The organism is Microbacterium keratanolyticum (assembly GCF_016907255.1).
GTDB lineage: Bacteria > Actinomycetota > Actinomycetes > Actinomycetales > Microbacteriaceae > Microbacterium > Microbacterium keratanolyticum.
Window position 1 is genome coordinate 540,905 of the sequence record NZ_JAFBBQ010000001.1, and the last position, 13,479, is coordinate 554,383.

A 13,479-nucleotide genomic window follows, 5' to 3' on the forward strand; every position below is an offset into this window, starting at 1 on the left:
CCGTGACGGATCAGCCCGACCTCTTTACCACTGCCGGCAAGATCGCCGACCTCCGCGCTCGCTACAGCGAAGCCGTCGTCGACGCAGAAGCGAAGGCGAAGGAGAAGCAACACGCCAAGGGCAAGATGACTGCCCGCGAGCGCATCGAGCTCCTCGTCGACAACGGCAGCTTCGTCGAGTTCGACGAGTACGTGCGCCACCGCACGACCGCCTTCGGCATGGACAAGTCCCGCCCCTATGGCGACTCCGTCGTCACCGGCGTCGCGACGATCCACGGCCGTCCCGTCGCGGTGTACTCGCAGGACTTCTCGACGTTCGGCGGCTCGCTCGGCGAGGTCGCCGGCGAGAAGATCATCAAGGTCATGGAGTACGCCCTCGCAGGCGGCATGCCGTGCATCGGCATCCTGGACTCGGGCGGCGCTCGCATCCAGGAGGGCGTCGTCGCGCTCGGCAAGTACGGCGAGATCTTCCGACTGAACACGCGTGCATCGGGTGTCATCCCGCAGATCTCGATCATCATGGGCCCGGCTGCCGGAGGAGCGGTGTACTCCCCCGCGCTGACCGACTTCGTCATCATGGTCGACAAGACCAGCCAGATGTTCGTGACCGGCCCCGACGTCATCAAGACCGTGACCGGCGAGGACGTCGGCATGGAGGAGCTCGGCGGCGCCTACACGCACAACACCCGCTCGGGCGTCGCGCACTACCTCGCCGAAGACGAGGATGACGCGCTCGACTACGCGCGCACGCTGCTCAGCTTCCTGCCTGACAACAACATGGCAGAGATCCCCAGCTACGACGCCGCCTTCGAGTTCGAGACGACGGATGCCGACCGCGGCCTCAACACGATCATCCCGGACTCCCCGAACCAGCCGTACGACATGCACGAGGTCATCGCACGCGTCGTCGACGACGGCGACTTCCTCGAGGTGCAGCCGCTGTTCGCTCCGAACATCGTGATCGGCTTCGGTCGCGTCGAAGGACGCTCGGTCGGCATCATCGCCAACCAGCCCTCGCAGATGGCCGGGACGCTCAACATCGAGGCGGGCGAGAAGGCCAGCCGCTTCGTGCGCTTCTGCGATGCGTTCTCGATTCCGATCGTCACGCTCGTGGACGTGCCCGGCTACCTGCCCGGCACCGACCAGGAGTGGACCGGCGTCATCCGTCGTGGCGCGAAGCTGCTGTACGCCTACGCCGAGGCCACGGTGCCTCTGGTCACCGTCATCCTGCGCAAGGCCTACGGCGGCGCGTACATCGTGATGGGCTCCAAGCAGCTCGGCGCCGATGTGAACCTTGCCTGGCCGACCGCCGAGATCGCCGTCATGGGTGGTCAGGGCGCCGTGAACATCCTCTACCGCGGAGAGATCAAGCGGGCGGAGGAAGCCGGCGAGGATGTCGCGGCCGTGCGCACACGACTCGCGAACGAGTACACGTACAACGTCGCCTCCCCGTTCCTCGCCGCCGAACGCGGTGAGCTGGACGGCATCATCGAGCCCGCGAACACCCGCGTCGCGATCGCGAAGGCGTTGCGTTCACTGCGTGGGAAGCGTGCCGAGCTTCCGCCCAAGAAGCACGGGAACATCCCGCTGTGAGTCACGACGCCCCTCAGGAGACTCCGGGCGACGGCGACCTCGTCGCCCTGCAGATCGTGCGCGGTGACGCCACAGAGGAAGAGCTCGCCGCCCTCATCGCCGTGCTGTCCGACGCGCACGCCGCCGAAACGGCAGCCGCCGTCGCGGAACCCGCTCGGGTCTCGGCGTGGGCGCGCACGCAGCGTCCGCTGCGCACGCCCCTGCGACGCGACATCCCCTGGGGGCGTTTCTCAGGCTGAGGCTCAGTGCAGCCGGGGCGCGACGAATCGCAGAGTCACGAGCTGGAACGGCCGCAGCGACAGCTGCAGCAGTGTGCCCTCGCTGCCGGTGATCGCGATGGCGGGCGCGGTCGTCTCGTGCAGGTCGGTCTCGCGCACCTCGCTGAAGTCGAAGGCCGTGGAGAGCGTGGCATCCGCTCGCCCTCCCCACGCTTCGTAGAGTCGCACGATCACATCCCCGCTGCGGTCCTCTGCGAGCTTCACGGCCTCGACCACGACGGCAGGATGGTCGAGCGTGAGCAGCCTCGGCACCGGGGCTGCACCCTCGATGCGGCGTGCCGGGACGTTCAGTCGGTACCCCTCGACGACCGCGTCGGCGATCTGTGCTCCTGGTCGCACACTCACGCGGAAGACGTGCTCGCCCTGATCGGCCGCAGGATCCGGATACGTGGGCGCCCGCAGCAGCGACAATCGCACCGACGTCGCCCGCCCGCCGCCCGCACGCGGCACCGCCGAGATGTCGTGTCCGTAGGTCGCATCGTTCGCCACCGCGACGCCGTAGCCCGGCTCCGCCACATGCACCCACCGGTGCGCCACGGTCTCGAAGCGAGCAGCATCCCACGATGTGTTCGCATGGGTCGCGCGATGCACGTGACCGAACTGGATCTCCGATGTCGCCGCATCCGCGTGCACATCGAAGTCGAAACCGAGTTTGAGCAGCTTCTGCCGCTCACGCCAGTCGACCTTGGTCTCGATCTGCAGAGCATGGTCGCCCGGCTCCAGGCGCAGGGTCTGCGTGATGCGCGTGGCCCCCCACTCGCGCACCACGCAGACGTCAGATGCCGCCACGACCTCGACCGAGATCGCGTCCCTCAGTTCGTCGACCGAGCGCCGATAGTGCTCGTCAATATCCCAGGCATCCCACTGCGTCGGGGTGTCGCGATGCACCGACAGGAGGTTTCCCCGCCCCCCGGGTGCGATCGCGTCCCGTCCGCCGTCGCGGGTGACGAGCGAGGTGATGAGTCCCGCCTCATCGAGCTCGACTACGAGGTGATCGTTCTCGAGTCGGAACCCGTTCGCCGTCCGCGACGCGGTGGCGGATCCTCCGGTGCTGACGAGCGCCGCGGAGATCCCCAACCCCGCGGCACCGTACTGCGTATAAGGACCCGCATTCGCGACAAGCTTTGTCGTCCCCGTACCGGCGACGACCCCCAGTGCCTGCGCGATGATCCGCTCCAACGAGTCCCTCACTTCGTCGTAGCGGCGTTCTGCCTCCTGATGCACCCACGCGATCGAGGTGCCCGGAAGGATGTCGTGGAACTGCTGCAGGAGAACGGTCTCCCACGCAGCGTCGAGTTCGTCGTAGGGGTACGCCGCCCCCTGCAGCGTCGCGTGCACGGCCCAGAGCTCCGCCTCACGCAGCAGATGCTCGCTTCGACGATTGCCGCGCTTCATCCGCGCCTGGGACGTGTACGTTCCTCGGTGGAACTCCAGGTACATCTCGCCCTGCCACTGCGGCGGATCCGCGTACTCGGTCTCCGCCTGGGTGAAGAAGCGCGCGGGGCTTGAGAGAGTCACGGCAGGCGACCCCTCCAGCGAACGCTGCCGCAGCGCCGCTGCGAGCATCTCCCGCGTGGGCCCGCCACCACCGTCGCCGTACCCGAACGGGACGAGCGACGAGTTGGACTGCGCCTTCTCACTGTGCTGCCGCTCGGCGCGTGCCAGCTCGGCGGCGGACATCTCGGCACTGTAGGTGTCGACGGGCGGGAAGTGCGTGAAGATCCGTGAGCCGTCGTGTCCCTCCCACAGGAACGTGTGGTGGGGCATTCGATTCGTCTCGTTCCACGACATCTTCTGCGTGAGCATCCACCGCGCACCGGCCGCGCGAGCGATCTGCGGAAGACCCGCCGAGTACCCGAAGGAGTCCGGCAGCCATACCTCACGGGGCTGGACCCCGAACTCCTCCACGAAGAAGCGCGTGCCCCGCACGAACTGCCGGGCGAGCGCCTCTCCGCCCGGCATGTTCGTGTCGCTCTCGACCCACATGCCGCCGACGGGTGCGATGTTGCCGCTCGCGACGGCGTCACGGACGCGTTCGAACAGTTCGGGCTGGGCGTTCTTGAGCCACAGGAACTGCTGGGCGGAAGACGCGGCGAAGGTCAGATCGGGGTAGTCGTCGAGCAGCGCGAGGACGTTCGCGAACGTTCTCGCGACCTTGCGCTGAGTCTCACGCACGGGCCAGAGCCACGCCGAATCAATATGCGCGTTCCCCACCGCATGAATGCGATGTGCGGACGCCGCGACCGGGCGCGTGAGCACCTCATGCAGCGCCGCGCGTCCGGCACCGACTGTGCCGACGATGTCGTCGGGATCCATGAGGTCGACCATGCGGTCGAGGGCGTGGAGGATCTCAGCATGCCTCGAGCTCGAGGGATCGAGCTCCGTCGTGAGATCGAGCAGCACCCGAGCGTCCTGCAGCAGCTCCCAGACCGCGTCTTCTCGCACGGCGACGTCGGCCTGCCGAAACGTGTACTGAGGTGCGTCTCCTGCGGTCGCGCGATCGCCAAGAACCGTGGGACGAAAGCGGAACCCCTCAGCGACATCAGGGTTCGCGGCGGCCTCAAGGTAATACTCCAGCGCCTCCCCCGGCGCGGCGTGCACCGGCACCGCACGATTGCGGGGCTCGACGGCCTTCACGATCGTGCCGTCCGGCCGGTAGACGGTCCCCTCCGCCTGGAACCCCGGCTGTGCCTCGGTGAAGCCGAGATCGATGACGAGCTCCGCGCGCTGTCCCTCCCTCAGATCTGGCGCGGTGCCCGTCATCCGTACCCACATGGTGCTCCACGGCGCGCCCCACGGCGTGCCCGTTGCAAACGGCGTGAACTCGTGCCTCGTCGCTTCCGCGAACGGCAGTGGCTCCCCCGCCAGTACCGTCGCCGTGAGCGTGAGCGCGCGAGCATCTGAGTAGACCGCTGCGTTCAGGCGCTCTTCGATGAAGCGCTGAACTCGCGCTGCAGTGAGAGTGGCTGAGCCGTGCATGTATCGTGCTCCGATGCGGGACAATTCTGAATACTACATCGCTTGTAGTTATTCAGACAAGAGTCATCCTGAACCTCGAAATCGCGCGCGACGGCAGCGTCAGGCTTCGGGGCTGCTCAGATACAGACTCGACGTGTGCGGCGAATGCACGGCGTCCAGAACGGCACATGCGGCGCCGATCGCCGCGACATCGTCGCCCGCCACCGTCCCCGCCACAGGAAGGCGACGGATCGCGCGCGTCGCGCTCTGCTCCTGCAGCCGCTGCGGCACGACACGCAGGTAGGTGTCGGCAAGACGGGACCAGTACGGCCCGCCGAAGACGACCCGGTCGATGTCGAGCATGTTGGTGAGCGCAGAGATGGCCACACTGAGCTGCTCAGCGTTGCGGTCCAGCAGCCGCTGCGCAGCGGAATCCCCCGCTGCTGCGCGACGACAGAGCTCGTCGAAGCGCGCATCCACGCTCTCCGGGTCGCTGCCCAGTCGGGTGTCCTCGAGAACACCCGCATGCTCCGCCCGTTCGACAAGCGCCTGCGGAGTGCACACGACTCCGAGGCATCCGCGAAGGCCACAGCCGCAGAGCGGACCATCCGGATCGACGATGATGTGCCCCACTTCACCCGCGTTGCCCGAAGAGCCCCGCACGATCTCGTGCCGACGCACAAGGCCCACGCCGATTCCGGTGCCGAGATACACGAACAGGAAGGACGGCACATCCTGATCGCTGCCGCGCCAGAGCTCAGCCACGGCCGCTGCGGTTGTGTCCTTCTCCAGCAGCAGCGGCAGGCCGGTCGCTGCGCTGATGGCCTCACGCAGCGGCACACGATGCCAGCCGGCGAGTTTCGGCGGATCGATCACGGTGCCACCCGTGACATCGAGCGGCCCGGGGGATGCGACGCCGACGCCGACGATGAGCGTCCGATCCACCCCGGAGCGGACGATGAGCTCCTCGATCGCGCGCACGATCGCGTCGATGATGCGACGCGGTGTTCCCGTCGGAGTGCGCTCGGTCGCCTGGGCGATGACCTCGCCGGCGAGGTCCAAGAGCACGAACGTCATGACGGCGGGATCCAGGTGCACGCCGATCGCGAGCTGCCGCGTGGGGTCGAGGCGCAGCATGGTTCGCGGCTTGCCCGGGCCGCGAATCGTGCGCCCCGCCTCGACGACGAGGCCCTGCTCCAGCAGACGGCGCGTGATGTTCGTGACCGCCTGCGCTGACAGGCCCGTGCCTTCGGCGAGCTCCACACGGCTCAGCCCCTGCGGTGCACGCCGAATGGCCTCCAGCACGACCGACTGATTGAAGTCGCCCATACGCGGCTGATTCGTGCCGCGCCGCAGCGCGGCATCATCCGTCATCATCACTCCATCATCCCAAAAGGCGAGTTCTGACGTGTCCCCCAAAATACCTACAGACACAAGGGTTCCGCCCGCGCACAATTGATCTTGCAACGCTTCGCGTTCGGCCGGTTCTCTGTCCAGGGTAGACAGACGAATCCCGGCCATAAGCGGACGATTTTCGGGTAATCGTTCCGCACTGGTGAGGGGCGAGCGGTTCCGCCGCCCCTCACCCATCTTCTACTCTCGTGCGGCCGCTGTCACGGATGGCACCGCTTCGCTGCTGCGAGTTCAGCTGTCGATCGGCACGTCACGGCGGATCTCATGCCAGAGCTCCACCGAATCCTCGTCCGCCAGCGCCGAGCGTCCTACGACCGTCACTGCGAGCTGCGCATCGCGCGGCGCGCGGATGATGATGCGCGCGGATGACGCCGCCTGCATCACCTGAGCGAGTTCGGTGCGCACACGCTCGCGCTGCACCTCGTCCAGGTCTTCCAGACCGCCCTCATCGAAGACCGTGACCGTGGCGCCGTGCCTGCGCAACCGCTCGATCGCCGCTCGCGCCTGCTCGTTGAGCAGGTTCGAACCGCGGATCTCATCCCGCAGACGCCCCTCCGCCACGCGCGCCTCGACCCGCTCCTCGGGAAGCAGATCACCCCGTGTCTCGATGACGCGGGCCAAGCTGGGTCCGGCGACGGCGAGCGCATACTGCACTCGGAGGCGGCGCTCACGCTGACGGACCTGCTGCGTCGCGTGCCAGGCGGACGAGGCCTGTTGGATGCCCGCGAGGCGCTCGGTGTCCTGCACCGCGCGCGCCCAGAAGGTGACGAGCAGGTGCGCGATCACCATCCAGACGATCGAGCCGACGAGTCCGAGCGACAGGGCGTCAGCGAAACCGAGCCACAGCCCCGCAGACAGAGTCAAGAGCCCCAGCGCCACCCATGCCGCGATGAGACGCTGGCGCACCGCGATGACGACGCAGAGAATGCCCACCCCGCCGATGTACCAGGTCGCGAAAGGCGCACGAAGGGCCTCGGCCGGCAGAGCCAGATTCACCATGTTCGGAATCAGCGCGGAGGCGGCCACGACCACCAGGGTCGCGGGAAGCGGAAGGCGACGGCTGCGTCGCACGTCGATGGCCACCGCGAACACCACCACGGCAAGGAAGAGCAGGATCGCCGCAATCAGCAGCACGGGCTCGGTCGGTGGGATCGTCCACCAGAGTGCACGCGAGGCGAAGTACACCGCGAAGCCCAGCGCGAGCAGCGTGACGACAGTGCGAACCGTGAGTCTCATCGTGCCGACCACCCCAGCGTCACCGTCGTGCCGTCCGCCCCGGACTCGATCGCTGCGGTGCCGCCCACAGCAGCCATACGCGCCAGGATCGATCCGCGGATGCCCAGGCGGTCGGCCGGCACCTCATCCGGATCGAAGCCGTCTCCGCGGTCACTCACCTTCACCGTCAGCCCGGTGTCCCCATGGCCTTCGACGATGACCTCGAGACCGCGCGCCTGCGCATGCTCCGCGGCGTTGCCGATCGCCTGACGCGCGGCGAGAGCGATCGCTCGCGCCACACGATCGGGCACGATCCCGGTTCCGAACTGCTCCACCACCGGCGCGACGCCCTGCTCCGCCAGGGCGCTGCAGAGGTCATCAACGATGCGTTCGATCTGGACGGGCGTGTCGTTGCCCTCGTGCAGAGTGGATGCTTCGGCGTTCGCCAGGCGCGTCAGCGCCTCCCTGGCCATGCCGACAGCGAGATCTCGCTCACGGTCGCTGTGTGCACGCTCGGCGGAGATCAGCGCCGCGAGCACACTGTCGTGCATGAGCGCCGCCACCGCGACGCGCTCTTCTTCGAGCGCCGCGGCGGAGGCCGCATCTGCATAGGAGGCGACCGCACGTCCGCGCGCATCGTCAACACCGGCGGCCACCGAGCGGAACATCCATCCGAGGGCGACGAGGACCCCACCCAGGATCAGCGTGAACGACACATCGAACGCGGTCGTGATCCAGAACTCCGGCTGAAAACCACCCTGGATCAGCCGAACCGCTCCGTACAGCAGAGGTCCGACGAACACCCACGCGACCTGGAGCGCGAGCGGGAAGGCGACCACGGTGGCCGTTCCGGCGACGTTCACGAGGTAGAAGATCCACGGCTGATCCGCCGGGTCGGCTCCTGCGCGGATCGCCACGAAAGGCCAGAGGAGCAGGACGATCAGGTACGTCGAAGCGAAGACTCCCGCAGCCACGCGCATGCCTCGACCGATCACGCAGGTGATGAGCATCAGAGCCCACGGCACGAAGACCAACATGATCACGAGGTACTGCGAGAACGTGGCGTTCTGCATCCCGCCGAGCGCCGCCAGCAGCGCCTGCACGCCGAGAGCGAGCGACCCCACCCCGACGACGATCGCGATGATGCGATCCATGCGCCGCCCGGCGAAGCGCTCGAGTTCACTGCCCACCTCTCCTGGCGAGGGAATCTGCCCCCAGGCCAGGCGAATGGACGCGTCCGCGGACACGCGGTCAGTTCCCCGCGGAGGGCGCAGCGTCAGCGGCATCCGCCACGACGTCGAGCGGCACGGTGTCGAGCGACACAGAGTCCTTGGGTGCGGTGAGGATGCCGTCTTCCATCGCTCGCCGGAGCAGGTCGACCTTGGTCGGCGCCGGACGCCCCACATCGACATACTTCACCCGAATGCGGGTGATGTTCTCTTTCGCCGTCGAGTAGGCCACGCCGAGACGCTCCGCGACGACCTTGAGAGGAAGACCCGTGGCGTACAGGCGCAGCACCTCACGCTCACGCCCCGACAGCTGCGCATCCGCGAACGCGCGGTCACCCTCGACGGCACTCGCCCACTCGACGTTGTTCAGAGCCTCGCCGCGAGCCACGGTCTTCACCGCGGCGAGGACGTCATCCAGCGGCGACGACTTGCTGATCACACCGGCAGCACCCGCGGCCAGCGCCTCGCGCACGGCCGCTGGGCGGTCCGCGACGCTGTGGATCACGACGCTCGAACCGTCGACGACAAGACGGGTCACGTTCTCCGTCACGGTCGTGCCGTCACCGAGCGTCAGGTCGAGCAGCACGACATCGGCGGGCGTCGGCACCGTGCGCCGACGCGCAGCCAGATACTCACCCACACCGGCGCCCGAGAAGACCACGGTGAAGCCTGCACTCTCCAGCGCCGCGGCGAGGCCGAGGCGCACGGATTCGTGATCGTCGATCAGGGCGATGCAGCTCATGGAGTCAGCCTAGTGGCGCGGACTCGTTTCGCCCGGAAGCGTCTCCACAACCCGCGAACTCAGCGCGAGAGCACCGCGACGGCTTCGACGTGGTGCGAATGCGGGAACAGGTCGTACGCCGTCACCTGACGGAGACGGTACCCCGCCTCGCCGAAGGTCGCGACATCACGCGCCAGCGCGACGGGGTCGCAGGCGACATAGACGATGCCGTCCGGCTGCAGCCGGGCGAGAGACCGCACGACCTCGGCGCCGGCGCCGGAGCGCGGCGGGTCGAGAACGACCGTGCCGCGGCGCAGGCGTGCGCGCTCCAGAGGGCTCGCATCCGCGAGCAGTCGTGCGAGGTAGCGGTCGACACGGGAGGTCTCGGCGCGGGCGCCGATCCACTCGGCGAGGTTCTCGCCGGCGTGCTCGGTCGCGCGCGCATCCGCCTCGACGCTCGTGACGCGCGTGCCAGATCCGCCGATGTCACCCAGTGCCGCGGCGAGAAGCCCCACGCCCCCATAGAGGTCGAGATTGGCGGCTTCCGGGTCGAAGTCGAGCGTCGCCACCGCATCGGTGACGGCCCGCGTGAGCGTGGCCGGTGCGAGCCGGTGCACCTGCCAGAACCCGCCGGCATCGAGCGAGAACTCGCGGTCACCTACGCGCTCGATGATCGTCGAGAACAGCTGCGGATCGACCGGACGCGGGGCGGGACGCTCGGAGCGTGCCGCTGCGCCGCGTCCGCGACGGCGACGGTCGCCGCGCGCGGCGTCTTTCGCGCGGCTCTGCCCGGCGGGACCACGGCGGCCTGCGGGCTCAGGACGCGAGAGGACGCGCACCATGCCGTCGGAGGCCTGGACGAGATCGACGCGTCCAGGCTCCAGGCCGTCCAGCGTGAGGGCGACGGACTCGATTCCCGACGCCGCGAGAGGGTGAGATCCGACCTCGATCACGGAGTGGCTGCGCGCAGCGTAGGGGCCGACCCGGCCCGCTTCGTCGACGTGCAGGCTCAGGCGGGTGCGCCACCCTGTCCCATCCGCGCTCTCTTCGCCCTCGCCGCCCGCGGCGACGATCGTCGGGTTCGTCTCGACCTTGCCCATGCGCTGCAGTGACTCCCGCAGCACGGTCTGCTTCAGCGTGCGCTGGTGGGCCAGGGCGATGTGACCGAACTCGGCTCCCCCCGGTCGCTGCTCGGGCGCGACCGCAACGTCTGCCTCAGGCCAGATGTGCGCGACACGGTGCGCGGAGGCATCCAGCACTTCCACCGTCTCTGCACGCCAGAACGACGCCTTCGAGTCGTCGCTGACGCGCGCGTGCACGCGCTCGCCAGGAATCGCGTCTGAGACGAAGACGACGCGTCCGTCGTGGCGGGCGACGCCGACGCCGCCATGGGCGATGCCGGTCACCTCAAGCTCGATCACGGGCGCGGATGCGGCAGAAGAAGTCATCCCTCCAGAATCCCACACTTCCCGCACCTGAACCTGTGCGCGCTCACGCAGTAGCGTGGGTGCATGCGCGTCTGCCTGGCCTCGACCTCCCCCGCCCGACTCGCCCTGCTCCGGCAGAGCGGCATCGAGCCGATCACGATGGCTCCCGAAGTGGATGAGGATGCCGTCGCGGATGCCGCGGAAGCCGAACGCGGCGCGCCCCTGTCCCCGGAGGAGGTCGTCCTCCTCCTCGGTCGCGCCAAGGCCGCCGACGTCGTCGGGCGACTGCGGACGGACCAGCCGGATTTCGACGGCATCGTGATCGGCGGCGACTCGATGTTCGCGCTCGGCGGCCGCGTCTACGGAAAGCCGCACACGGCAGCGGAGGCGACCCGGCGGTGGACCGAGATGCGCGGGCGCACCGGAGTGCTGCACTCCGGGCACAGCGTCTACCGAGTGCGCCCCGGAGAGCCGGCCGTCGAAGCGCACGCGATTGCGGAGGCATCCGTGTCGTTCTCGCCTGACGTCAGCGACGCGGAGATCGCCGCGTACGTCGCCAGCGGCGAACCGCTGTTCGTCGCCGGGGCCTTCACGATCGACAGTCTGGGCGGCGCTTTCATCGACCGAGTCGACGGCGATCCGTCCACGGTCGTCGGGATGTCGCTGTCGACGCTGCGGCGGCTCACGGGCGAACTCGGTGTGACCTGGACTGATCTGTGGAACCGCTCGCAGGGCTGACCACATCGCGCGTCTGCCAGCGCTCGTAGGGTTTAGAACACGACTTCGCTCATTTCTTGTGGGGAGTCGTCAAAACGATCGCCCCGCACGTCGCTAGGCTGACATTCATGCCTGAAATCGCCAAGGTGCTCATCGCCAACCGCGGCGAAATCGCCGTCCGCATCATCCGTGCCGCCCGCGACTCCGGACTCGCGTCCGTCGCCGTCTACGCCGACCAGGACCGCGACGCCATGCACGCGCGTCTGGCCGACGAGGCCTATGCCCTCGGCGGCGCGACGAGCGCCGACACCTACCTGCAGATCGACAAGATCCTCTCGGTCGCCCGCCGCTCCGGTGCGGACGCCGTGCACCCCGGTTACGGATTCCTCGCTGAGAACGCCGACTTCGCCCGCGCCGTGATCGGTGCTGGCATGATCTGGATCGGCCCCTCGCCAGAGGCGATCGAGGCGCTCGGCGACAAGGTCACCGCACGCCACGTCGCCGAGAAGGTGGGCGCGCCCCTCGCTCCCGGAACCCCCGGCCCCGTCTCGGGCGCCGACGAGGTCATCGCCTTCGCGCAGGAGGTCGGCCTGCCCATCGCCATCAAGGCGGCCTACGGCGGGGGCGGCCGCGGCCTCAAGGTCGCCCGCGAACTCGAGGAGGTCGCCGAGCTCTTCGAGTCCGCCACCCGCGAGGCGATCAGCGCCTTCGGCCGTGGCGAGTGCTTCGTCGAGAAGTACCTCGACAAGCCGCGCCACGTCGAGACCCAGTGCCTCGCGGACTCCGCGGGCAACGTCGTCGTCATCTCGACGCGCGACTGCTCGCTGCAGCGCCGTCACCAGAAGCTCGTCGAAGAGGCGCCCGCGCCGTTCCTGAGCGACGAGCAGAACCGCGTCCTCTACGAGGCCTCCAAGGCGATTCTGCGAGAGGTCGGCTACGTCGGTGCGGGCACCTGCGAGTTCCTCATCGGCGCCGACGGCACGATCTCCTTCCTCGAGGTCAACACCCGTCTGCAGGTCGAGCACCCCGTCTCGGAGGAGATCACGGGCATCGACCTCGTGCGCGAGCAGTTCCGCATCGCCGCAGGCGGCCTCATCGACTACGAGGACCCGACACCGCAGGGCCATTCCTTCGAGTTCCGCATTAACGGCGAAGACCCCGGCCGCGGATTCCTTCCCCAGCCGGGCCCGATCCACGTCTTCAAGACCTTCGGCGGCCCCGGCATCCGTCTGGACTCCGGCGTCACCGCCGGCGACGCCGTCTCCGGCGCCTTCGACTCGCTGCTGGCGAAGATCATCGTCACGGGCAAGGACCGCGACGAGGCACTGGAGCGCGCGCGCCGCGCCCTCGACGAGTTCGAGGTCGCCGGCCTTCCGACCGTGATCCCCTTCCACCGCAAGGTCGTCCGCGACCCCGCCTTCGTGGGCGACGGCGAGAAGTTCGACGTCTTCACGCGCTGGATCGAGACCGAGTTCGTCAACGACATCCCTGCGTGGGACGGCGAGCTGGAAGACCCTGCCGTCGCCTCCGGGCGTCACACGGTCGTCGTCGAGGTCAGCGGAAAGCGCCTTGAGGTCTCGCTCCCCGATCGCGTCGCCGTGGCCGCGGGGACCGCGGGTCGTCCCGCAGCCGTGCCGCCCTCGCGTCGCAGCCACGCCACCACCGCATCCGCCGGCGCCTCGGGTGACGCCGTCAAGTCGCCCATGCAGGCGACGGTCGTCAAGCTCGCCGTCGAAGAGGGCCAGCAGGTCGTCAAGGGCGACCTCGTCGTGGTACTCGAGGCCATGAAGATGGAGCAGCCGCTGCAGGCGCACAAGGACGGCGTCATCGGCAACGTGAACGCCACCGCCGGCGAGACCGTATCCGCCGGGCACCAGCTTCTGACGATCTCCTGATCGACGCAGAAAGGCGCTTCCGCGGATGCGGAAG

General features: G+C 68.5%; 10 protein-coding genes. 4 read left to right on the top strand and 6 right to left on the bottom strand.

The window, feature by feature from the left end; genetic code table 11:
• The first annotated feature begins 2 nt into the window (after positions 1-2).
• Together JOD62_RS02665 and JOD62_RS02670 are read left to right on the top strand one after the other, a co-directional pair.
• Positions 3-1,592, top strand: coding sequence for an acyl-CoA carboxylase subunit beta (locus JOD62_RS02665; RefSeq protein ID WP_378788838.1), 1,590 nt, complete (start codon positions 3-5; stop codon positions 1,590-1,592).
• Positions 1,589-1,831 (top strand): acyl-CoA carboxylase subunit epsilon, encoded by a 243-nt coding sequence (locus JOD62_RS02670; protein ID WP_204937781.1) that lies wholly within the window; start codon positions 1,589-1,591, stop codon positions 1,829-1,831. The genes JOD62_RS02665 and JOD62_RS02670 overlap by 4 nt, the downstream gene beginning before the upstream one ends.
• 3 nt (positions 1,832-1,834) lie before the next feature.
• Here JOD62_RS02670 and JOD62_RS02675 read toward each other — a convergent pair whose 3' ends face one another.
• From JOD62_RS02675 to JOD62_RS02700, 6 genes are all read right to left on the bottom strand, one after another.
• Positions 1,835-4,849: an alpha-mannosidase gene (locus JOD62_RS02675; RefSeq protein WP_204940030.1), complete on the bottom strand. Its 3,015-nt coding sequence runs from the start codon at positions 4,847-4,849 to the stop codon at positions 1,835-1,837.
• Between the two features lie 99 nt (positions 4,850-4,948).
• Positions 4,949-6,205: an ROK family transcriptional regulator gene (locus JOD62_RS02680; protein ID WP_407666021.1), complete on the bottom strand. Its 1,257-nt coding sequence runs from the start codon at positions 6,203-6,205 to the stop codon at positions 4,949-4,951.
• Positions 6,206-6,472: 267 nt separating this feature from the next.
• The gene (locus JOD62_RS02685) at positions 6,473-7,477 is read right to left on the bottom strand and encodes a hypothetical protein (RefSeq protein ID WP_204937782.1); all 1,005 of its coding nucleotides are present in this window, start codon (positions 7,475-7,477) and stop codon (positions 6,473-6,475) included.
• Positions 7,474-8,646: a sensor histidine kinase gene (locus JOD62_RS02690; protein WP_271171597.1), complete on the bottom strand. Its 1,173-nt coding sequence runs from the start codon at positions 8,644-8,646 to the stop codon at positions 7,474-7,476. The genes JOD62_RS02685 and JOD62_RS02690 overlap by 4 nt, the downstream gene beginning before the upstream one ends.
• A gap of 61 nt (positions 8,647-8,707) precedes the next feature.
• Positions 8,708-9,427 carry a response regulator transcription factor gene (locus JOD62_RS02695; protein WP_204937784.1) on the bottom strand — a complete coding sequence of 240 codons (720 nt, stop codon included), beginning with the start codon at positions 9,425-9,427 and terminating at the stop codon, positions 8,708-8,710.
• Positions 9,428-9,486: 59 nt separating this feature from the next.
• The gene (locus JOD62_RS02700; protein ID WP_204937785.1) at positions 9,487-10,854 is read right to left on the bottom strand and encodes a class I SAM-dependent RNA methyltransferase; all 1,368 of its coding nucleotides are present in this window, start codon (positions 10,852-10,854) and stop codon (positions 9,487-9,489) included.
• A gap of 63 nt (positions 10,855-10,917) precedes the next feature.
• Between JOD62_RS02700 and JOD62_RS02705 the strand changes: the two genes are divergently transcribed.
• On the top strand, positions 10,918-11,571 hold the full coding sequence (locus JOD62_RS02705; protein WP_204937786.1) for a Maf family protein: 654 nt from the start codon (positions 10,918-10,920) through the stop codon (positions 11,569-11,571).
• A gap of 107 nt (positions 11,572-11,678) precedes the next feature.
• On the top strand, positions 11,679-13,445 hold the full coding sequence (locus JOD62_RS02710) for an acetyl/propionyl/methylcrotonyl-CoA carboxylase subunit alpha (RefSeq protein ID WP_204937787.1): 1,767 nt from the start codon (positions 11,679-11,681) through the stop codon (positions 13,443-13,445).
• Positions 13,446-13,479: the final 34 nt, after the last annotated feature.